The following is a 22844-nucleotide window of genomic DNA, read 5'->3' on the forward strand; positions in this document are numbered from 1 at the left end:
CGGCGGAGCCCTTGCTGTTTCAGCCCGACGGCTTTTCAGCTCGGAGTCAGCGCTTCGATTGTTTTGGCGCGCGGCTTGGATGGCTTGATGGCCAGATCGCCGACATAGTCGGTCGCCGCCGGCGTTTTCAGATGCGCCTCGATCAGATCAAAAATTGCCACATCCTCGTCCAGATCGAACTTGCGCGCGAACAGGTCGGGGCTGAGCGTGAGGCGCAATGCATCGGCGGTCACGAAGGTGCGCGGGCGTAGCTTGATGTCGCCATCGGGCACCCAGTCGATCGTCCGCAGATCGTCGTTCATCACCTCACCTTGGTTGGCGCTGTTCATCATCAGCGTCTGAAAAAACGCCTCGTCGGGGATGAAGCTACGGCGATAAAAGGCCTTAAAGCGATCGGCGCTCGGGTGATGGACCGCAAACTGGCAGAAACTGCGCGTCACTGCCTTCCACTGGGTGCCGATAAACGGCGTCGCGCCCTTCAGGAACGCGCGCGGCATGCGGGTCCGGAACATCCGCCCCAACGCCTCGACGAACATATGGCTGACGCGGTTCAATGTATCGGGGCGTATTGTCCGCTGGTCGAGCGCGCGGATATATTGACGCCGTGGGTTGGCGCGCAGAAATTCGCGGATATAGGCCTGCGACTTTAGCGGAAAATCCTGGCCGCTGAGGTTGATATAGTGGGTCCAGCTGCTGCTCATCGCCAGCAATTTGGCCATGCCGCGCAGCTCGGCATCGACCAGGCTATAGCCACCCCACAGCGCCTTTTTCGATTCGATGATCGCGACGCCTTGATAGGGTCGAAGGAAATCGGCGATGTCGGCGGCGAATTCCGGACCCGAGCTTTTGTCGACATGGATCGCATAGCTGTTGCCGGGCGCATAGATGGCGCGGAACATCCGTTTGAACTGTTCGGGAAAGCGGTGGAGAAGGATGAAATAGCCGATCATGAGGGCATGCCTTTCGGATCGCCGACCCGGGCTGTCAGCCCACCGGATGCGCGATCATTTTCCTGTCCCGGAAAACCCAACCAAAGCCATTTTGATCGATAGGAGACAATGCCCGACAGTTGGCCCGCCACGTTACGACGCGGCGTGGTCCAGCGGCATGCAGTTCATATGGGGGGTGCCGGCTGCTTTGTAAGGCCGCCCGGCGTCCGGCGGCGCCGGTTATGCGATCAGCCGATGTTGATCGGGTTCGGCGACCATGTCGGCAATGAAGACATGCACCGCGGCGGCGTCGATCGGGCGGCTGAGCAGATAGCCCTGGATCTGGTGGCAGCCCTCCTGCCGCAAGATTTCGGCCTGCGCCTCGTCCTCGACCCCCTCAGCCAGCGTTTCCATGCCCAGCGCGTCGGCCAGCGTGGTAATCGCGCGGATTACGGCGTTGGCATTGCCGCCCTGGGTCAGGTCGCGGACAAAGCTCTGGTCGATCTTGAGCTTGTCGAAGGGAAACGACCGCAAATAGCTGAGCGAGCTATAGCCGGTGCCGAAATCGTCGAGTGCGATGCGAACGCCCAGCGCGCGCAGGCCGTGCAGCGTTTCGAGCGTCTTTTCGACATTGACGATGAAAATGCTCTCGGTGATTTCCAGTTCGAGCCGGTCGGCCGGCAGCCCCGATGACGCCAGCGCCGACAGGACGATGTTCGCCAAACCGGGGGTCAAAAACTGTTTGGGCGAGATGTTGACCGCGACCGACAGCTCTCCATCCCACGTCGCCGCCTGGCGGCACGCTTCGCGGATCACCCACTCGCCGATCTGAATGATCAGGCCGGTTTCCTCGGCGAGCGGGATAAATTCGACCGGGCTGATCATGCCGTGGTCGGGATGCGGCCAGCGGATCAGCGCCTCGAACGCCATCAGCCGTTCTTCGTGCATGCTGTACAGCGGCTGGAAATACAGCTCGAACCCGCCGTCGCGGATCGCCAGCCGCAGGTCGAGTTCCATCTGGCGGCGATGGCGCGCCTGTTCGTCGAGCGATTGTTCAAAGAAATGATGCGTCGCCTTGCCGTCGCGCTTGGCGCGATAGAGCGCCAGGTCGGCGTTTTTCATCAGCGTGATGCCGTCGATGCCGTCGTCGGGCGCGACCGCGATCCCCATGCTGGCCGACGCATCGGCCTGTTGGCCGTCGATCAGGATCGAGCGGTCAAAACAGCCCTGCAATTTGTCGGCGAGCGCGGCGAGGTTTTCGGTCGCGGGCAGATCGCTGAACAGGATCGCGAATTCGTCACCGCCCAGCCGCGCAACGATCGCATCGCCCAGCACGCCTTGCAAATGCGCCGCGACATTGCGCAGCAGCGCGTCACCGGCCGGATGGCCGAGCGTGTCGTTGACGACCTTGAAATCGTCGAGGTCGACATAGACGACCATCAGCCGCGCCTCGTCGCGCCGCCGCGCCAGCGCGTGGTCGAGCTGTTCGACGAACAATTTGCGGTTGGGCAGGTTGGTCAGCCCGTCGTGGAGCGCGACATGGGTGATCTGGCGCTCGCGTTCGGCGATTGCGGCGACCATCGTGTTGAAACTCGCGCCAAGGCGGCCGATCTCGTCGTCCGAGGTCACTTCGACCGCGGCGTCCTTGCCTTCGCCAAGGCGGCGCGTCGCTTCGTCGAGCGCACTGAGCGGACGGGTGATGGTGCGCGCGATCCGCCAGCTCAAGACAATGACCAGCGTCAGCCCCGCCGCGGCGAGCGCCGCGAGCAGCCATTGCAGTCCCGAATATTCGCCAAGCGCCTGGCTGAGCGAGTGGTCGAGCACCAGCCGCGGCCGGATCCCCGCCTGCAAGCTCGGCAGCGCGGTCACATGATGGAGCACGCGTTCGCGATCCCCGCTTTCCACCACCTGTCCCGAGGGTGCGGCGGCGAGCCCGGCGGGAAGCTGCGAGGCGCGCACCACCCGTGCGTCGATATCGACCGCCGCGAGCTGGGCGAGCCCGCGCATTTCGGCGGCATCGAGCGGCTGCGCGAGGACGAGCCAACCGATCGTGTCGGGAACCTCGATCGGCGACGCCGCGGCCAGCGCCAGCTTGTCGCCAATCTGGATGATGCCATGGTCCTGCCCGCCGTCGAGCGCGTCCCACAAATCGTCGGATGCCGGCAGCGCCGCGGTCGCCGAACCGACCATCGCCCCGTCGAGCCCGACGACGAACGCCGCGTCGCTGCGCGAACGTTCGCGCAAGCTGACAAGCGCGCTGTCGATCGTCGCCTGATCGCCGGTCGCGACCGCTTCGCGAAAGCCGAAGTCGCGCGACAATATGTCGGCCGACCCGCGCATCTGCTGGGCGCGCAGATCGATGATCTCGTCGAACACGCGCGCATTGGCGGCCAGGTCGCGCGAGGCGCTGTCTTCGCCGAAACGCGCGATGCCGTTGCCCGCAAGCAGCAAGATCGCGGCGAGGATCGCCGTGGACAGCGCCGCATAGGCCACCGCGATCCGCAGCTTGAGCGAACGAAAGCGAAAGCGTTTGGGCAGGGCGGAGCGCGCCATCATCGCAGCTTCAGCGCGATCTTTTGGCTATTCGCTCCAGCACCGACCGCAAGCGCGCGTTTCAGCTCCCCGCCCGGCGCGCGCGCGCGCGCATGCCAGACGGTCAGCTGATACCCCCCCGCCGCCATGCCCGACAGGCGGACGATGCCATTCTGGTCGGTCTTGGCGGCAAAGGGCGTGTCGACGACGCGGAGATAGCCGCGCATCTGGTCGTGGATGTTGCAACCGAGCGCCACGGTGCCGGCGACCGGGAAGCTGTGCGAGCGCGTCTGGTCGCGGCCATAAAGATCGATTTCGAACCGCGCCGCCTTTGAAAAGCTGTAAACGCTGTGGCGGACGCTATCGAGATTGGGGAAAGCGACCGCGCTGCCCCGCGGCACGATCAGCGTGCCGGGGACAAAGGCGACGCTCTTTTGCGCCATCGCCGATTTCCAGCCAAAGCGGATCGCGCCGCCGCGCCAGCCGCCGTTCGGGGTCAGTTCGACGACCGCATCGCGGACCGGCAGCCCGCGCTCGTCGACAATCTGCACCTGAACTGCCGCGGGCGCCGCCGCCCAGGCCGCGGCAAGCGGTGCCGCCAGCGCACTCGTTGTCAGGATGAAAACTGGTCCCTTCATCCTGTCCAGCTACGGGACAGAGCTTAAGATTCTCTCAAGGTTTCAATTTCATAGTTAACGCAATCTTCGTCTCTTGCTGCGATGAAGCCATTATGGACCAACCTCTTTTCCGCCTGCTGGCCGCCCTTTCGCTCGCCTGCGCCGCGACCCCGGTCGCCGCCGAAGAGGCGCCGCTGATCGACGGCGGCAAGCTGCTGCTCACCAATGGCGTCGCGACGATCGAGGGGACCAGCGGGGGCGGGCTCGCCACCTGGTCGACGATCGCGGGGCGCGCGACCGATCGCGGCATTGGCCTGTCGGGGCATATCACGCTGATCGAACTGCCCGACTATGGCTGGCAAAGCCGTGGCGTGGCGATCGGCATCGCGAACCGCATCGAGCTGAGCTATGCGCGGCAGAATTTCGATACCCGCGAGGTCGGCACCGCACTCGGGCTCGGCCGCGGCTATGTGCTGAACCAGGATATTTTCGCCGCCAAGCTCCGCCTCGCCGGCGACACCGTCTATGGCAACGCGCTGCTGCCGCAGATCAGCGTCGGCGTCGAGCATAAGCGCAACCGCGACGCCCCGGTCGCGCGCGCCGTCGGCGCCGCACACGGCAGCGGCACCGACATCACGCTGAGCGCCACCAAGCTGTTGCTCAGCCACAGCGTGCTGGTCAACGCGACCGCGCGGTTGACCAAGGCAAACCAGACCGGGCTGCTCGGCTTTGGTACCGCGAGCGACGACACGCACCGGCTCCAGTTTGAAGGATCGGTCGCCTATCAACTGTCGCGCCGCGCCGTCATCGGCGCCGAATTTCGCAGCAAGCCCGACAATCTGGCGATCGCGCGCGAGGATGACTGGTGGGATCTGTTCGCCGCTTATGCGCTGACCGACCATCTGACCGTCACCGCCGCCTATGTCGATCTGGGTTCGATCGCCACCTTTGACCAGCAGCGCGGCGGCTTCCTCTCCGCGCAAATCGCCTTTTAAGGGATCGCCTGATGTTCCTGCTCGCCGCCGCCCTGTTGATGCAGCCCGCCGCCGAACCCCCGGTCGATTGGGACAAGGAATTTGGCGTCGAGGAAAAGGTCCGCGATCCGGCGACCGGTGAGCTGCCCGTCGATCCCTATGTCCAGAGCAACCGCAACGCCGGGGCGACGCCGTTCGCCGGTACCGCGATGGCAACCGCGTTCGGCGGCCAGGACGGCATCCGGCGCATCGCCCACCGCACCGTCGAGCTGTCCGAGGCCGACCCGCGCATCGCCGAAATTTTCAAGGCGCACGACATGGTGCGGCTGAAGCGCACCCTGTTCGAGCAATTCTGCCACATCCTCAACGCCGGTTGCGATTACAGCGGCCGCGACATGGCCAGCTCGCACAAGGACATGGGGGTGCGGATGCGCGACCTGAACGCGCTGGTCGAAAATCTACAGGCCGCGATGCGCGAAGAAGGCATCGGCTTTGCGGCGCAGAACCGCTTCCTCGGCAAGCTGGCACCGATGTCGGGCGACGTCGTCACGCGCTAGCCCCGCGACCGTCGCCGACGGCAACCGGCCTTACCCCAGGGTAAAGCCGCGATAGCCCTCCGCCGCCGCGTCGCCGCAGATTTCGCGATACCGGCCTAGCCCACCGATATAGACCGGAAAGTTGCGCGGCTTGCCCGGCACAATGGCCCCAGTGTACCAGGTGTTGGCGGTCGGATAGAGCGAACGATTGCCCAGTTCGGTGACCTTGCGCATCCAACCGTCCTCGGCAGCACCATCGGCCTCGATCGTGCGCAGGCCGTTGGCGCGCAAATGGGCGATACAGTCGCAGGCCCAGTCGACATTCTGTTCGTTGAGCAGGATGAAATTGGCCAGCGCCGACGGGCCGTTCGGACCGGCGATGATGAACAGGTTCGGAAAGCCTTCCATCATCAGGCCCAGGTACGATCGGCCGCCCGCGACCCATTTGTCCTTCAGGCGGCGGCCGTCCCTGCCCTTGATGTCGATCGACAGCATCGCGCCGGCAGTCGGCGCGGGCTATGCGATCTCGCCCGACGCGGGCGACACCGCGACGATCGTCAAGCTGCTCCGCGTCGCGATGCTGCTGCCGGTCATTCTTGTCGCCAGGCAGATCAGCCGACGCGAAGCGGGTGCGTCGGGCACCGAGCGGCCGCCACTGCTGCCCTGGTTTGCTGTCGCGTTCGTCGCGCTGGTTGCGCTCAATAGCCTTGTCGCGCTCCCCTCGACGGTCACCGACGCCGGAAACACGCTCTCACGCTGGTGCCTCGTCGCCGCGATCGGCATGAAGACGCGGCGCGGCGATCTGGTGCAGGTCGAGTGGAAGCCCGTCGCGCTGATGATCGGCGAGACGGTGCTGCTCGCCGCGATGGTGCTCGGCTGGCTCGCGATCGCACCATTGTGACGCGCATTGCAAAAAACCTGTCGTGAAATGTGAAATATTGCCGCCCGCGCGCCGATAGCTTTCGATCAAAGATCACCAATAGATCATCCTGGGAGGGACATATGAAGACGATTGCCTGCACGAGCCGCCGCCTTCGCCGTCGCACTCGCGGCCACGCCAGCCGGCGCGCAGGAAGCGGCCCCCGCCCACACTGCGGCCGACATGGGCGACGCGATCGTCGTCACCGCACAGAAGCGCGCCGAGAATATCCAGGACGTGCCAATCTCGATCGCGGCGGTCAGCGGCGAAACAATGGAAAGCGCCAACGTCCTCACCGTAATGGGCCTCGGCCGCGTCGCGACCAATTTCCAGACCGTCCGCTCATCGAACACCGGGTCGACGCGCATCGGCATCCGCGGCGTCGGCAGCCTCGCCAACACGCTGATCGAACCGAGCGTCGCGGTGTTCGTCGATGGCGTCTATGTTCCGCGCTCGGGCTCGATCCTTGGCGCCTTCCTCGACATCGACGGGGTCGAGGTGCTCCGCGGCCCGCAGGGCACCTTGTTCGGGCGCAAGGCGAGCGTCGGCGCGCTATCGATCCGCAGCGCGCTGCCCGATGACGAATTTTCGGGCGAAGTGTCGGCCGAAGCCGGATCGTTCGACCGCTACAAACTGGCAGGCCACATCAATGTCGCGCTCGGCGACAATGTCTCGGCGCGCCTGGCCGCCATGGGCCAATGGTATGACGGGCCGCGGAAGAACCGCTTCGACGGCAAGACCTATGGCGGCTCCGACGACGTCGCGGTGCGCGGCACCGTCGGGGCCGAATTCGGCAACCTCGAATGGATCGTGCGCGGCGATTATGTGCGGCTCGACGGCGACGGCGTCGTCAATTTCGACCGCGAGACGGTCAAAAATTACGAGATCGGCGCCAAGACAAGCCGGCTCGACCGCGCACTGACCGCGAACATCACCTTCTTTCGCATGGACATCGCGGGCTTTCAGGACCGCGCCTTCGACGGGGTCAGCTTCGTCGTCCGCAACGCCGGCAATTTGCGCCAGCAGGGCTTCGAGCTCGACCTGAAGCTCGCCCCGAGCGACCGCTTCTCGCTGTCGAGCTCGCTTGCCTATCTCGACTCGAAATTCACCGATTTCGCGGGCGCCTCGGGCTTGCCGGGCATTGGCGGGACGCAAGATCTGACCGGCAAGCCGAACAGCTTCTCGCCCGCCTGGTCGGGCAATGTCGGGGTCGACTGGAACGGCGATATCGGGTCGAGCGGCTGCACATGGGCGGCGAACGCCAATGTTTCGTTCGTGTCCGACCAATATGTCGGCACGGTCAACGACGCCAATCCGCAATCGCTCGCCGACGGCTATGCGCTACTCGGCGCGCGGCTGACGTTGAACGGCCCCAACGACCGCTGGTCGCTCGCGCTCTTCGGCAGCAACCTCACCAATACCGACTATCGCCCGCTCGCCGTCTATCAGCCGCTCGGCGGGGCGCTTGGGCTCAACAACGGTGCCTTTCCCGGGAGCACGGCGAACCGCATCCTGGCGAACGAACCGCGCACCTATGGGGTATCGGCGCGCGTGCGGTTTTAGGCTCAAGGCGCGGCGAACCATGGTTCGCCGCGCCGAAGGCCATGCCCCAGGGCAAAGCGAACCACGGCTTTGTCATTGCTGAGCTCCACCCAAGTTGGCCGAAGCCGACAACAAGGTTCAGACGCCTGCGGCGATGACCCGGAAAGACCCCATCGCGAAAGCATCGGGATGCCGACGTTGCCGGATATCAAAAGCACGATATTGGCAACCGGCAGCGGAACAACGGCGCAGTCCAAGGATCGGTAGCGCCCCGGGAGCAGATCCCCCACATGATCCATAATCAAAGCTAAACTTTTTGCGGGTTCTTCCGTAAAGACCAGAATGCTGTATCGCGCTCGATCTTCGCCCTATGACGCGCCGCTACACTGAGCAATTCGCGATGCCATCACAGGATATCATTTTGCCGACTCGCCGGTCCCAACACCGCGTCGCGCTCGCGCTGACCGCCGCGCTGCTATACTTCAGCTTCGCCGCCGGAACGATCCTTCTCACCAGTGACGGAAAAAGCCACGCAACCGTCTGGCTAGCCGATGCTGCGGTGCTTGCGCTGTTGCTGAGCCGACCCAAATCGGATTGGCCTTTCGCACTCGCGCTCGGATGGGCGGCAAACCTTGCGGCCAACGCCCTTACCCGCGAATGGGCTCCGGGTATCATCTTGTACGGCGCAATAAATATGGCCCAAGTTCTTCTCGCGGCCTGGACATTGCGTCGCTGCTCGGATCGGGGCGAGATACTCGCCAATGCCCGCGCGACATTCACCTTTCTTTTCTGGGCCGGGCTGATTGCACCGGCAGCTGGCGCAATTGCCGGGTCGACTATATCGTTGGTGAACTATGGCGAGGCCTTTCTACCTTCGCTGGAGCGTTGGTATTCCAGCAACGCCCTCGGCATTGTCATCCTCACACCGTTTCTAAAATCCTGTTTCGACGGCAGCTATGCATCGGCGATCCGGGCGCGCCCGCCGCGGAATCGGATAGAAGATCTGGGTCTCCTGCTGTTTCACGCTGCTGTCAGCGCGTTCGTGTTCGGCCAGAGCGGCCTCCCGGTCTTGTTTGCGCCCCTCTGCAGCCTCCTCCTGCTGGCTTTCCGATCAGGCCGTCTTGCCACGCAAGCCGGCGTGGTGATCGTCGGAATTTCCGGTGCGCTCGCCGCGATCTACCATGTGGGGCCGGTCGCTTTGGTGCAGGGCGGCCCGGTTTTCGAAGCGATCTTCTTCCAGTCTTATCTCGCTATAATGCTCGGGACGGCATTGCCCGTGGCGGCCCTCGTGGCCTCGCGCGCGGAGGCGCTGGCCGAGGCCGCGCGCCGGGAAGAACTGCTGCGGATAATCCTCGACCATTCCCCCGACGCGATCCTCAGTTTCGACGGTGTCGGCGGTTGCCAATGGGCCGATGGCGCGACCGACGAGCTGTTGGGATTAAGTGCGGCCGCCTGTCGCGGCGCGTCGATCGACGAACTGGCGCTGAAGATCAGCCCGGTCCTGGCCAATCTATCCCGCGCCGCCCTCGCCGCTCCTGCCGAAGCCCATATCGCCGATTTTAATCTCGCCAATCGCAAGGTTCGCGTGCTCGAGGCGACGGTCAAGGCGGTGATGTCGGGCGAAAGGGTGGTCGGGATCGTTGCGACTGTCCGGGACGTCACGGCGCAGCGCGCGCGCGAACGGGAGATCGCGCGTCTCGCAATGACGGATCCGCTTACCCAAATCCCCAATCGCGCCGGCTTCGATGCTGCGATAGAGCGCGTTCCGATGAAGGGAGAGGCGGCCTGTCTCGCCTTGGTCGATATCGACAATTTCAAGGGCATAAATGATCGGTTCGGTCACAAAGTCGGCGACCGCGCCCTGGTCGAACTGGCCGCCACCATTGTGCGCCTCGCCGGGGGCAAACATCTTGTGGCGAGATTGGGCGGTGACGAGTTCCTCATCCTGCTGACCGGCGACATCGCAGCAGCCCAATGTTTTTTCGGAAACCTCCAACAGGAGATCGCTGTCCTGTCGGCCTCGCTAGGGTTCGAGATCACGATCAGTGGGGGGATCGCGGAACTGAATGCTCTCGCGGAAATGGACAGTATATTCGAAGAAGCCGATCGACGACTTTACCGGGCAAAGCGGGGGGGACGAAATCAGGTGACCGCGACGGCGCATTAGCGATCGTTGGTCAGAAGCGGACGTCCCCCGCCCAAAGAACGACTTGCATCTCTTGACTATCCCGATCCGCGCGCACGGTCATGATTACCAGCAAACGGGAAGCCAACGTCACCGCATGCCGCGGGGCAATAAATAGCAATTGCCGGGCCGGTTGGGCCTGCGCTACTATTGCCGAGCGGTGGGGAGGCGCAAACGGGCCAATGGAACAGGTGGGGACTCTATGTCCGAGCCAGCCCGCGGCTTACGCCTCGTTGTTCGGCACGTTTCAACTCCGCACTCCCGATCACCACGAAATCGCGATCACCAACCGCCGCGCGCGGGGATTGCTTGCCATATTGTGCCTGGCCGGGAACGAGGCGATCGAGCGCGACTTTCTGAGCAAACTCTTGTGGCCCGGCCGCTTTGAGGCGCACGCCAGAGCCAGCCTTCGCCAATGTCTGCTCGATCTTGGCAAGCTGCTCGCGCCGCACGCGCCGGACATATTGGACGTCTCGCGCAAGAGCGTCGCGCTGCATCCCGGTGCGGTCCTGACCGATCTGGCCGCGTTGGAAGGCGTCTTGGCAAGCAGCGATTTTGCCGCAGCGATCGAGCAGCTTGATGCGATCGGGACGAAACCGATCCTCGATCAGATGGACTTCGGCGCGGCCTTCAACCAGTGGCTGGCGCGGCGCGGCGGCGATACCGAGCGGCGGCTGCACGCGGCGGTCGAGGCGGGGCTGGCCACGCTGGAACGGACCGGAGATCGCGAAACGTCCGCACGGCTGCGCGACGCATGGCGCGCTCACGATCCCGCAGCAGCTTCCGCCCCTGTCGCTGCGGCGGACGGCGGGCGGACGAGAATCGCGGTGCTGCCTTTTCAGTCGGTCGGCGGGCGCGACGCCCCCGATTATTTCGCCGACGGCGTCGTCGAGGAACTCATCACGGCACTGGGACAAGTGCCGCAATTGCTGGTCGCCGGGCGAACCTCTTCGTTCCACTTCCGGGATTCGCCGCTGACCCCGCCCGAAATCGCCAAAGCACTGCGCGTTTCGCACCTGGTCGAGGGTTCGGTTCAGCGACAGGGCGAAAGGCTGCGCATCCATATCCATCTGATCGACGGTGCGACGGGTTTCGAAAACTGGGCCCAGCGTTACGACGGATCGCTCGACGGGATTTTCGCGCTGCAGGCAACGGTGGCGCAAGCGGTGACGAGCGCGATCGGCAATGCCCTTGGCATCGCGATGGAGCCGCCGACGGTGCGCGGCATGACCAGCAGCAAAGAGGCCTACGACCTGTTTCTGCAAGGTCGCGCGCTCAGTGCACGGGTGTTCGGCGATGGGGTATTGGGGATCGCGGTCGACCTGCTCGAGCAAGCCGTGGCGCTCGATCCCCAGTTTGTCGAGGCGTGGATTGCGCTCGCCGAAGCCCATCAGCTGGTCGCCGTCTATACGCCATGCCTGGACCGGGCTGCAGAATCGGAACGCATGGCGGACTGCGCGCGCACCGCGATCGACCTGGCCCCCGGTTCGGGCTATGCCCATGCGCTGCTGGGGGTTCACCAATGGACGCAGAACGACATTGTCGGCGCGCTCGATCTGGCGTTCAAGGCCTATCGGCTGGAACCCGACAATCCGGCGGTCTGCATGCGGCTCGGTTCGTTCCTGCTCTATTGCGGACGGACCTCCGACGCGATGCAATATGTCGAGGCGGCGATCGATCAGGATCCGGTCGATGGCCGGAAATTCAACCTGCGATCGGTCGGCCGGTTCAATATGGGCGACATCGACGGCGCGATCGAGGCGGGCCAGCGTATGGTCGATCTTGGTTTCCCCTCGATGTGGCTGGCCGTTGCAACTGCAGCATCGGGCCGGAATGACCTGGCCGTCGAGCAGTATCAGCAGACCAAGGGGCTGATGAACAAGATCATCTTTCCACCAGCCGGGACTGACCCAATGCCTCCCGCGATGATGGACGCCTATTGGCATGTCGCCGCGAATGGCGTGTGCAGCGGCCGCGACGAGGATCGCGCCACCTATTGTGCGATGCTCGACATGATGCAGACGCAATTGCACGATCCCGCCGACCCGTCCGTCGTCCTGCCCGCGATCTTCATGGGCTACCCCGAACGGCTGTTCGAGGCGGCAAGCCACGCGATCACGCCCGCGAACACGCTCTGTCTGCTGTCGATCTGGGCCAATGTCGATCCGATCCGGCGAATCTGGCAGCACCCGGAGTTCATCCCTTTTGCCCAGCGCATCGGCATGGCCGCCGCGTGGGACAAATATGGCTGGCCCGACCTGTTGCCATCGCCCAGCAATCGTATGGAAACGCCGTCTCCCCTATCGAATTGACGTCCGGCTGACGCTTTATTGACGATAGCGCGATTGACGGCTGACGCTACGGAAACCCATAGTCCGCCGCGGGTATTGCAGACATTTTAAGCGCGTTGCGCCGGCCGGGAACAACCCGGTTCCGGCGACGGGAAAACCGTGTCTGCACCAGGGAGAACGTCATGGCGACGGACCGCAGGCACATATCGGCAATCGGACGCTCGGCGATGGGAAAAGCGTTCTGGCGCATCCTGCCGCTGATTCTGATCGCCTATCTCTTTGCCTATATGGACCGCGTCAACGTCAGCTTTGCCGCGGCGCAGATGAACGAAGATCTGCGGTTTAGCGCGACGATTTACGGGCTCGGCGGCGGCCTCTTCTTCCTCGGCTATGCGCTGTTCGAAATCCCGTCGAACCTGATGCTCGTCCGCTTTGGCGCGCGCAAATGGATCGCGCGGATCATGATCACCTGGGGGCTGCTCTCGGCCGCGATGATGTTCGTCGCGACGCCGATGCAATTTTATGTGCTCCGTTTCCTGCTCGGCGTGGCCGAGGCCGGCTTCTACCCCGGCGTCATCTTCTATTTCTCCAACTGGTTTCCGCCCTGCCACCGCAGCCGCGCGGTCAGCCGCTTCTTCATCGCCTCGCCGCTGGCGTCGATCGCGATGGGGGGCATGTCGGGATGGCTACTGGCTCTCGACGGCACCGGCGGACTCCACGGCTGGCAATGGCTGTTCCTGGTCCAGGGACTGCCGACGGTCCTGTTCGGGCTGGTGGTGCTGCGCTATCTGCCCGATGCCCCGGCGACCGCCGCGTGGCTTACGCCGGACGAAAAGGCGTGGATCGAGACCGAACTCGCGCGCGAACAGGCGCGGATCGGCGCCCCCGTCCGCCACGATGTGCTGGCCGCCTTCCGCAATCCGCGCGTCCTGCTGCTCGGCGCGATCGGCTTTCTGTTGATCGCCGTCATTACGACGGTCATCCTCAATGCCCCGCTGATCCTGCAGGATGCGACGACGCTCGACGCCAAGGCGATCGGCTATCTGGTCGCGCTCGGCGGTCTGTTGGGGGCCGCCGCCGTCTTGGTCCTCGGCAACCAGGCCGACCGGAATGGTGACCGTTGGGGTATGGCATCCCGGTGCGGTCTTGTCCTCGCCGGCGCGGTGCTGGTCATGGGACTGGCGCCCTCGCCGCTGCTGGTCTGCATCGCTTATCTCGCCTTTGCGACCGTGTGCTTCGCGATCCCGATGCTGACATCGTCGGGTTGGGCCGAGGCGCTGCACGTGCGCGAACTCGCGGTCGGGGCGGCGGCGATCAACACGCTGTCGCAGATCGGCGCCTTCGTCGCCCCATATGGTTGGGGCGCGGCGAAGGACGCGACGGGCAGCTTCCAGCTCGCGCTCATCGCCTTTTCGGTCGTCGCGCTGCTGATGTCGGCGCTGATCCTGCTGCTGCGCCGCCGGCTGCGCGGACGGGTTGCGCTCGCCAGCGCCGTGCCGGCCTAGCCTTTTTGAAGACCCCCGCCCGATCCCCGAGCGGGAAGATGGAGAGGAAGAAAGGAAGAGACGATGATACCGATGAAAACGCTCGTTGCCGGGGCCGCGATGCTGATCGCCGCCGCGCAGGTCACACCCGCCATGGCACAGGAATCGAGCTACAAGCCCGGCACGGTCTGGGAAGCTGGCCGCATCGACGTGCTGCCCGGCCAGTTCGAAAACTATATGGATTGGCTGGCGACCAGCTGGAAGAAAATCCAGGAATTGGGCAGGGCCGAGGGTGTCGTGGTCGAATATCATGTGCTGGCGACCAACAACCCGCGTGCGGGCGAACCCGACCTGATCCTGATCGTCGAGTATAAGGATTACCTGACCACCGCCCAGCAGGAAGCGATGCGGAAAAAGGTCAACGCCCTGCTGGCGCAGGACAATCGTTCGGCCACCACGGCATCCGGCGAGCGCGGCAAGATGCGCGAGCAGCTCGGCAGCACCGAATATCAGGAACTGATCTTGAAATAGACGGGCCGGTGCGGGGGCACGGCAGGCGGCGCACCAATTTCGCGCCGTCCGCCGCGCCCGGCTCCGGAGGCATCCGAAAGGGGTGGTGATGGCATCCATCGAAGACATCGCCCGCGATTTCACGGCGCTGCTGCGCGCCGGCGAGTTCGAAACCGCCGGCGATCGCTACTGGGCGCCAGACGTGACCAGTATCGAACCGGCAGCCCCGCCCGGCGGTCTATGCGCGGTGGTGTCAGGTATCGAAGCCGCGCGCATCAAGCGCCGGGCCCGCTTCGGCGGCGCCCGGATCGACGAGATCGGCATCGATGGCCCCTTCGTCACCGGCGACCAGTTTGCGCTGTTTCTCGACATGGTGCTTATCAATCCCGCCAGCGGTGTGCGCCAAGCCTTCACCGAAATTGCCCTCTACACGGTGCGCGGCGACCGGATCGCCGAGGAGCGATATTTTTATGACTGACACCCCAATCTCGCGCCGGGAATTCGGTCAGCGGTGAGCGGCTCGAAATCTGGTAGCGCAATTCGCTGTTGGCTACCGAGCAAGATGAACGCAGGCGCGCTCGCTGCAGATCATTTTCGATAGATTTTAGGCTCGATGCCGTGGCGCGCAATCTTGTCATACAGGGTCTTGCGGGGAACGCGCAGGATCGACCGCGCCGCTTGTACATCGCCATTGGTCGAGGCCAGCGCGTCGCGAATGGCATGCGCTTCGAAATTGGCGACCCGTTCGGACAGCGTCGGCAGCGTTTCGCCGGGTTCGGTCGCACGCCGCTCGATCCCCAGGACTTCGCTATAGGCAAAATTGCGCAGTTCCCGGACATTGCCGGGCCAGTCGTGCTCGATCAGATGCTTGCGCGCCGCATCGCTCATCTTGAAATCCTGCTTGCCGAGCCGGCCGATCCCCTCTTCCACAAAAAACGCGAACAACTGAGGGATGTCGGGCCGGCGCTCCCGAAGCGGCGGCAGGCGCAGCCGCACGACGTTGAGGCGATAGAACAGATCCTCGCGGAAACTGCCCGCGGCAACGGCCTGTTGCAGATCGTCGCGCGCCGACGCCACGATCCGCAGGTCAACCGCGCGCGGTTCGGTCGCGCCGATCGGCTGCACCTTGCGCTCCTCGACCACCCGCAGCAGCATCGACTGGATCGCCAGCGGCATGTTGTCGATACCGTCGAGGAACAAGGTGCCGCGATTGGCCTGCTCGATCCGCCCTTCGCGAGCGAGCGCGCCATAACCGACCGCGCCGCGATCATGGCCGAACAGCTCGGCCTCGGCGAGTTGTTCGGGAAGCGCGCCGCAATCGACGGTTATGAAGGGACGCCCCGAACGCGGCCCTTTGCGATGGAGCAACAGCGCCGCCAGTTCTTTCCCCGTCCCCGTCTCGCCCTCGACCAGGACGTCGATATCGGCCAGCGAAATCTGCTGGATGGTAGCGCGAACCTGCGCCATCACCGGGCTGTCGCCGATCAGCGGGCTGTCGATGCTGCTCTCGGCGGCGGCGCGCAGCATCCGGTTGTCGAGCACGAGGCGCCGCGTCTCCAGTGCTTTGCGAACCGACGCGACCAGATGTTCGGTGGCATAGGGCTTGGCCAGAAAATCGAAGGCGCCGCTTTGCAGCGCCCCGATCGCCATCGGCACGTCGGCGTGCCCGGTGATCAGAATGACCGGAATGTCGGGATCGATCGCCCGAATACGCGCAAAGAATTCCAGGCCATCGAGGCGCGGCATCCGGATATCGGTGACGATGGCACCCACAAAACGGGCGTCAATTTCGGCCAGCGCGGTTTCGGCGTCGGCAAAAGCGCGCACGTCGATGTCCGCCAGTTCGAGCGACTGGGTCGTCGCAGCGCGCAGCGCGTCGTCGTCGTCGACAAAGATGATGTGCTGGCGGGTCAAAAACTCGGTCATGCGTGGCGGACCTTGAGTTCGAACGCGGCGCCGCCAAGCGGCGACGACACGCTGTCGAGGGTTCCGCCAAATTCGCGGGCGATATCGCGCGCGATGCCAAGCCCGAGGCCCAGGCCTTCGGCTTTGCCGGTGACGAACGGCGTGAACAGATTGTCGGCGACGTCGGCCGATATTCCCGGCCCATTGTCGGCGACGATGATCGCGATCTCGTGCGCCGCCAATGTCTGGATCCGGATCCGCGGGTCATCGCGGCCGCCCAGCGCGTCGAGCGCATTTTGCAGCAGGTTGACGAGAATCTGTTCGAGCCGGACACGATCGGCGACGCAGCGCAGTCCCGCCACCTCGCCGCGGCGTTCGATCGTGACGCCCTGTTCGCGGATACGGTCACCGACGAGCAGCAGCGCGCCGTCGATCACCGCCGCAATTTCGACCGGACCCATCGCCGGGGTGCTGCGCCGTGCAAAGGTGCGAAGCTCGGCAACGATCGCGCCGATCCGTTCGGTCAGTGACACGATCGTGCCCAGATTGTCGCGCGCCCTGGCCGGATCGCCGCGGTCGAGGAAGGTTCCGGCATTTTCGGCAAAGCCACGGATCGCCGCCACCGGCTGATTGATTTCATGCGCGACGCCGGCGGTGATCTGGCCGATTGTGCCCAGCCGGCTGGCCTGCGCCAGTTCCTCGCGCGCCGCACGGAAACGCCGGTTGGCATCGACCAGATCGGCGGTGCGCGCCGCGACCTCGACCTCGAGCATGCGGCGCGCTTCCTGCTGCAGCCGCTGCGTCTCGCGCGCGCGGAACCGCCAGGTCAACAGCGCCGCGAGCAGGATGAAGGCGATCAGGATCGCGGTGCGCGCCGTCGCGTTCGCGCTCGCCTCCGCCGGTGCGGTCGGTTGGAACGCGTGCAGCGTTGCACCCGCCATCGGCACCGGCAGCGCCGCCTCGCGATAACTGACAGTGCCGCTGGTCCAGGTCGCGCCGACACGCGTCAGCGGCAGCGGCGCGAGCGGCAGCTTGCCGAACTGCAAGGCCGCGCGGATTGCCGCGCGGGTGCGGTCGTCGATCGGTCCCATGGTCCGGAACCGCCACGCGGGTCGGCTGGTGATGATGACGACGCCATGATCGTCGGTGACGAAGGTTGCGAGCGGTTGGCGCGCCCATTCGGCTTCGAGGCGCTCAAACTCGACCTTGACGACGATGACCCCCAGATCGCGGCCGTCATCCTCGACGCGGCGCGCGATGAACAGACCCGCCCGCCCGCTGACCGTGCCGAGCGCGAACAGCTCGGCGCCGCCCTTTGCCATCGCGTCGCGGAAATAGGGGCGGAAACCGTAATTCTGGCCGACGAAGCTCTGCGGCTGGCGCCAGTTGCTGGCCGCGATCGTCCTGCCGTCGCGGCCGATCAGATAGATGGCGGCGGCATCGGTGCGATCGGCGAGCAATTCCAGCTTGCTGTTCATGCGCGCAACCGCGGCCACATCGCCGTCGCCCAGCACGACGTGGACGTCGGGATATTCGGTCAGCACCAGCGGCAGCAGACGGAATTTCTGCAATTCGCCGGCCAGGCGGCTTGCGGCACTGCGCGCCTGCTGCGCCGCTGCGACGTCAGATGCCGCGCGGGCGTGATCGGCAGCCCAGCGCAAAGCAGCGACCGCGATCAATCCCAGCAGCAGCATGGCGAGCAAGGATGTCCAAACCAGTCGCCGGCCGACGCCGAGCGGCCGCGAATCATCTCTATCGGTTGCATCAGCCATATGTGCGGATTATCGCACAAAATGCTGATCGCTAAGCGGAAAATCGCACCAAATTTACGCTCTGCAACCCAAGCACTCAAAATTTATACATATATATCAAATTATTAAGCTAAAATCGTGAACCGATGGACTGGCAATAATGCCGGCCATAAACTTGAGGAAGCAGCGGTGAAATGCCGCGCTCGGGAGGATGTGACACGTGGCCGCCATAGTAATCGACGAGTCTCAGCCGACGCCGGTGGAGGCGAAACCCTTCTATCGCCATCTCTATGTCCAGGTTCTGGCCGCCATCCTGCTCGGCGCGACCATTGGTCATGTCTGGCCGGCGACGGGCGAGGCGCTGAAGCCGCTCGGCGACGGGTTCATCAAGCTGGTCAAGATGATCATCACCCCGGTGATCTTCCTGACCGTGGTCACCGGCATCGCCGGGATGAAGGAAATGGCGTCGGTCGGCCGCGTTGCGGGCAAGGCCTTTGCCTATTTCCTGTTCTTTTCGACGCTGGCGCTGGTCGTCGGGCTGATCGTCGCCAATGTCGTACAGCCCGGCGCCGGGATGAACATCGACCCCGCCACCCTGGATGCCACCGCGGTCGCCGATTTCGACAAAAAGGCGCATGAGGCGAGCCTGACCGGCTTCCTGCTCGACATCATCCCGACCACCTTTCTGTCGGCCTTTACCGACGGCTCGATCCTCCAGACGCTGTTCGTCGCGATCCTGTTCGGCCTGTCGTTGTCGATGGTCGGCAAACCCGCCGCACCCGTCCTCGACTTTCTCGAGCGCGTCGGGCTGGTCGTCTTCCGGCTCGTCGGGGTGCTGATGCGCGCGGCGCCGATCGGGGCGTTCGGCGCAATTGCCTTCACGATCGGCAAATACGGCCTCGGCTCGCTCGTCAACCTCGGCCAACTGGTGGCAACCTTCTATCTGACGTCGCTCATTTTCGTGCTCGGCGTGCTCGGGCTTGTCGCGCGGCTCAACGGTTTCTCGGTGCTCAAGCTCTGCCGCTATCTGAAGGCCGAACTGCTGCTTGTGCTCGGCACCTCCTCGTCCGAAGCCGCGCTGCCCAGCCTGATCGAAAAGATGCAGCGCGCCGGCTGCGAGAAATCGGTCGTCGGGCTGGTTGTTCCCACCGGCTATTCGTTCAACCTCGACGGCACCAACATCTACATGACGCTCGCCGCGCTGTTCATCGCACAGGCGTGCAACGTCGACCTGTCGCTGGGCGACCAGATCGCGCTGCTGCTGGTTGCAATGATCAGTTCCAAGGGGGCCGCGGGAGTGACCGGTGCCGGGTTCATCACCCTCGCCGCGACCTTGTCGATCGTGCCCTCGGTGCCGGTCGCCGGCATGGCCCTGATCCTCGGCATCGATCGCTTCATGTCCGAGTGCCGCAGCCTGACCAACTTCATCGGCAATGCCGTCGCGACGGTCGTCGTCGCACGCTGGGACAATGCGCTGGACCGCGACCAGTTGCGGGCGGCGCTGGACGGCGGCGCGCCGTCTCCGCTGGCCGCGCTGCCCGTCGAACAGGACATGGATTAAGGGCCGCAAAGGCCATCGAAGACAATAGGGAGAAGGACAATGAGGGGTAGAAATTCGGCAATGCTGCTGGCGGGAACCGCGATCAGCCTGTTTGCCTTTGCACCAGCGCAGGCGCAGAACGCCGCACCGGCCGCGCCCGCGGACGAGACCGCGCCGGCCGATGCGGCAGAGGCGCAACCCGAAATCGTCGTTGTCGGTAGCCGCATCGAAGGGGCGCGGGTGACCGAGGCGCTGCCCGTCGTCGTCGTCGGCCAGGACCGGCTCGACGCCATCGGCGCGGTCAGCGGCGACGAGCTGATCCGCAACATTCCGCAGATGGGCGACGTCAGCTTTAACCCCGGCAACAATGCCCAGACCAGCAACGCCGCGCGCGGCGACGTCGGCTCGGTCAATCTCCGGTCGCTCGGCGTCGGCAATACGCTGGTGCTGCTGAACGGTCGCCGCATCGTCACCCATCCGGCGAGCCAGGGACTGTCGGACACCGGGACGGTGCCGGTCCTCAGTTATAATTCAAACGCAATCCCGACGACCGGACTCGAGCGGCTGGAGGTGCTGCTCGACGGCGCCGCCGCGCTCTATGGGTCGGACGCGGTCGCGGGCGTCGTCAACACCGTGCTCAAAAATGATTACGACGGCCTCCGGCTCCAGGCCCAATATGGCGGTGCCGAGGGCACGCACCTGACCGAGTTTCAGGGCAATATCCTGGCCGGCAAGAGCTTTGATCGCGGCAACATCACCGTCTCGTTCGAATATACCGACCGCGCGGCCTTGCGCGCCGAAGACCAGGATTTCACCGCCTCGGCCAATCTTCGGCCGCTGTTCGCCGACGATCCCGCCTTTGCCGGATCCTTCACGCCCGACGGCCGCGCCACGCGCGGCGCCTGGCCCGCGCTCCAGGTGCCGGTCACGGGCGGGCGGCCGCGGCGCGGCGCCACGAACCTGACCACCGCGGCGGGCTCCTTCACGGTCCGCCCGACCCGCCTTGGCGGCTGCACCCAGCCACTGACGGCGGACCTCTGCCTGGTGAACACCGCGCTCGCCACCACGGGTGCCTTCCGCAACCTGCGCTATGACACCGCGGTCGGCACCACGGTCATGCCCGGCGTGAAACGCTACAACGCCTTCGCCAACGGCCATTACGACCTCACCGATGACCTGATCCTGTTTGGCGAATTCGGTTATTACCGGTCGGATACGGTCCGTATCCAGCCGCCGGTCATCAATCTCAACCAGATCTGGATTCCCGCGACCAACTATTACAACCCGTTCGGACCGGTCGGCAGCCCAAACCGCCTGCCCGGGCTGACCAACGTCCCGGCCGCAGGGCTGCCGGTCCTGCTGACGACCTATCGTTTCGTCGACACCGGGCCACAGACGGTAAAGGTTAGCGGCGAGCAATTGCGCGGTCTGATCGGCGTTCGCGGCGAAGCCATGGGCTTCAAATGGGACAGCGCCTTCGTCTATTCCGAAGCCTCGGCGGTCGATAGCAGCGTCGCGGTGCGAAGTTCGGCGCTCCAGCAGAGTCTCGCGCTCGCCACCCCCGATGCCTATAACCCGTTCAACGGCGGCTGCGTCGACACACTGAGCTTCGGCGACTGCACGCCCAGCGCGCAGACGGCGATCGACGCGATCACCTTCCAGCTGCGGCGCCGGTCAAAGACGACGCTGACGATGGGCGACTTCCGCGCGTCGCGGCCCGACCTGTTCGCGCTGCCGGGCGGCGATGTCGGCATGGCCTTTGGCGTCGAGGTAAGGCGCGAAACGCAGCGCGACGACCGCGACGCGGCGGTCGACGGTTCAACGCCGTTCGTCGATGCGGTCAGTGGTGCGGTGACGATCAGCGACGCGGCGGCGGTCAGCGACAATCCCGACACCTATGGCAAGCGAACCGTCGCCGCCGCCTATGCCGAACTCGCGGTACCACTGATATCCGAGGACATGAACATCCCGCTCGTTCGCCGGTTCGACGTCCAACTCGCCGGACGCGTCGAACATTACAGCGATTTCGGCAGCGTCGCGCGGCCAAAGGTCGCCGCAGCATGGGACGTCCTCGACGGCTTCCGCCTCCGCGGATCCTATTCGCAGGGCTTCCGTGCCCCGAACCTCGAACAGGTGAATGCGGTCGAATATGCGCGCCTGGCGACCAGCCAGGACTTCCTGCGCTGCGAGGTCGACCTTCGCGCCGGGCGGATCACCAGTTTCAACGCGTGCGGCAACAATGTCGGCTATTCGCGCCGGGTATCGGGCAACCCCGACCTCAAGCCCGAAAAATCGACCAACTATAATCTCGGCGCGGTGTTCGAACCGGCCTTTCTGTCGGGCGACCTCGGGCGCGTGACCTTTACCGTCGACTATTGGTCGATCCGGCAAAAGGGCATTGTCGGTATCCTGGGCAACGACACCGCGATCGCGCTCGACTATCTCTTGCGCCTGCAAGGTTTATCGAACCCCAACGTCATCCGCGACGCCGCCAACGCCGACGACATCGCGGCCTTCGCGGGCACCGGCATTGCCCCGGCCGGCCGCATCACGACGGTGCGCGACCAGTTCATCAACCTGTTGCCCCAGACCGTCCGCGGGCTCGATTTTGGGCTCTACTGGCAATCGCCCAAGACCGGGATCGGCCGGTTCGATCTGGCGGTGAACGCGACCCGGCTGCTCAAATTCGCGCGTCCGCCGGGCGACGCCGTCGATGCACTCGTCGCCGCCCGCGGAGCAGGCGACATCGACGCCGCGACGCCGCTGCCCGAAACGCAGGATCTGATCGAAGCCAATGGCCGTCCCAAATGGCGCGGCACCGCATCGCTGACCTGGTCGCTTGGCGATTTCCAGATCGGCGCCTTCGGCCGCTACACCGGCGCGGTCGATGAACTCGGCTTCGTCGATGCCGACGGCAATCCGTGGCGGGTGAAGTCGCAGGTCACCGCCAATCTTTATGCCCAGATCCGCATTCGCGACCGCGACGCGTTGGGCGGGTCGATGCGCTGGCGCGTCGGGGTGCGCAACATCGCCGACAAAAAACCGCCGCTGTCGTCGGAAGGCTATCTGGGATCGCTTTACAGCCCCTATGGTCGCTATTGGTACACCTCGATCACCACGGAGTTCTGA

The 22844-nt window shown here is 64.7% G+C and carries 17 protein-coding genes; 11 read left to right on the plus strand and 6 right to left on the minus strand.

Features of this window, described 5'->3' with window-relative positions:
- Positions 1-35: 35 nt before the first annotated feature.
- The 3 genes from FFS68_RS08340 to FFS68_RS08350 form a co-directional block, all read right to left on the minus strand.
- Complete coding sequence (locus tag FFS68_RS08340; RefSeq protein ID WP_137752733.1) at positions 36-950, minus strand: beta-1,6-N-acetylglucosaminyltransferase; 915 nt, start codon at positions 948-950, stop codon at positions 36-38.
- 219 nt (positions 951-1169) lie between these two features.
- Positions 1170-3482, minus strand: a complete 2313-nt coding sequence (locus FFS68_RS08345; RefSeq protein WP_171003784.1) for an EAL domain-containing protein — start codon at positions 3480-3482, stop codon at positions 1170-1172.
- Entirely contained in the window at positions 3482-4099 is a 618-nt protein-coding gene (locus FFS68_RS08350; RefSeq protein WP_137752735.1) for a methylamine utilization protein, read from the minus strand. The genes FFS68_RS08345 and FFS68_RS08350 overlap by 1 nt, the downstream gene beginning before the upstream one ends.
- Positions 4100-4191: 92 nt before the next feature.
- On the opposite strand from FFS68_RS08350, the gene FFS68_RS08355 reads away from it, so the two are divergent.
- Positions 4192-5073: a DUF3034 family protein gene (locus FFS68_RS08355; protein WP_137752736.1), complete on the plus strand. Its 882-nt coding sequence runs from the start codon at positions 4192-4194 to the stop codon at positions 5071-5073.
- A gap of 11 nt (positions 5074-5084) precedes the next feature.
- Positions 5085-5609: a group 1 truncated hemoglobin gene (locus tag FFS68_RS08360; RefSeq protein ID WP_137752737.1), complete on the plus strand. Its 525-nt coding sequence runs from the start codon at positions 5085-5087 to the stop codon at positions 5607-5609.
- Between the two features lie 30 nt (positions 5610-5639).
- Here the strand turns inward: FFS68_RS08360 and FFS68_RS08365 are convergent, their stop codons facing one another.
- The gene (locus FFS68_RS08365; RefSeq protein ID WP_212742326.1) at positions 5640-6083 is read right to left on the minus strand and encodes a hypothetical protein; all 444 of its coding nucleotides are present in this window, start codon (positions 6081-6083) and stop codon (positions 5640-5642) included.
- Between FFS68_RS08365 and FFS68_RS08370 the strand changes: the two genes are divergently transcribed.
- The 7 genes from FFS68_RS08370 (at position 6067) to FFS68_RS08400 (ending at position 14997) form a co-directional block, all read left to right on the plus strand.
- Positions 6067-6489, plus strand: a complete 423-nt coding sequence (locus FFS68_RS08370) for a putative sulfate exporter family transporter (RefSeq protein WP_212742327.1) — start codon at positions 6067-6069, stop codon at positions 6487-6489. The two genes, FFS68_RS08365 and FFS68_RS08370, sit on opposite strands and share 17 nt — an antisense overlap.
- A gap of 111 nt (positions 6490-6600) precedes the next feature.
- Positions 6601-8070 carry a TonB-dependent receptor gene (locus tag FFS68_RS08375; protein ID WP_137752740.1) on the plus strand — a complete coding sequence of 490 codons (1470 nt, stop codon included), beginning with the start codon at positions 6601-6603 and terminating at the stop codon, positions 8068-8070.
- Positions 8071-8419: 349 nt separating this feature from the next.
- Complete coding sequence (locus FFS68_RS08380; RefSeq protein ID WP_137752741.1) at positions 8420-10216, plus strand: sensor domain-containing diguanylate cyclase; 1797 nt, start codon at positions 8420-8422, stop codon at positions 10214-10216.
- 209 nt (positions 10217-10425) lie between these two features.
- Positions 10426-12546, plus strand: a complete 2121-nt coding sequence (locus FFS68_RS08385; protein WP_137752742.1) for a hypothetical protein — start codon at positions 10426-10428, stop codon at positions 12544-12546.
- Positions 12547-12707: 161 nt separating this feature from the next.
- Positions 12708-14030 (plus strand): MFS transporter, encoded by a 1323-nt coding sequence (locus FFS68_RS08390; protein ID WP_137752743.1) that lies wholly within the window; start codon positions 12708-12710, stop codon positions 14028-14030.
- 63 nt (positions 14031-14093) lie between these two features.
- Positions 14094-14540, plus strand: coding sequence for a hypothetical protein (locus FFS68_RS08395; protein WP_212742328.1), 447 nt, complete (start codon positions 14094-14096; stop codon positions 14538-14540).
- Between the two features lie 88 nt (positions 14541-14628).
- Positions 14629-14997, plus strand: a complete 369-nt coding sequence (locus FFS68_RS08400) for a nuclear transport factor 2 family protein (protein ID WP_137752744.1) — start codon at positions 14629-14631, stop codon at positions 14995-14997.
- A 110-nt stretch (positions 14998-15107) separates the two neighbouring features.
- Here FFS68_RS08400 and FFS68_RS08405 read toward each other — a convergent pair whose 3' ends face one another.
- On the minus strand, positions 15108-16445 hold the full coding sequence (locus FFS68_RS08405; RefSeq protein ID WP_137752745.1) for a sigma-54 dependent transcriptional regulator: 1338 nt from the start codon (positions 16443-16445) through the stop codon (positions 15108-15110).
- Positions 16442-18196, minus strand: a complete 1755-nt coding sequence (locus FFS68_RS08410; RefSeq protein WP_212742329.1) for an ATP-binding protein — start codon at positions 18194-18196, stop codon at positions 16442-16444. Before FFS68_RS08410 ends, FFS68_RS08405 begins: the two co-directional genes overlap by 4 nt.
- A gap of 199 nt (positions 18197-18395) precedes the next feature.
- Between FFS68_RS08410 and FFS68_RS08415 the strand changes: the two genes are divergently transcribed.
- Together FFS68_RS08415 and FFS68_RS08420 are read left to right on the plus strand one after the other, a co-directional pair.
- A complete protein-coding gene (locus FFS68_RS08415; RefSeq protein ID WP_283214597.1) occupies positions 18396-19736 on the plus strand; it encodes a dicarboxylate/amino acid:cation symporter in 1341 nt (446 codons plus the stop codon).
- A gap of 39 nt (positions 19737-19775) precedes the next feature.
- Positions 19776-22844: a TonB-dependent receptor gene (locus FFS68_RS08420; RefSeq protein ID WP_137752746.1), complete on the plus strand. Its 3069-nt coding sequence runs from the start codon at positions 19776-19778 to the stop codon at positions 22842-22844.

This window comes from Sphingopyxis sp. L1A2A (assembly GCF_005502465.1).
Lineage (GTDB): Bacteria > Pseudomonadota > Alphaproteobacteria > Sphingomonadales > Sphingomonadaceae > Sphingopyxis.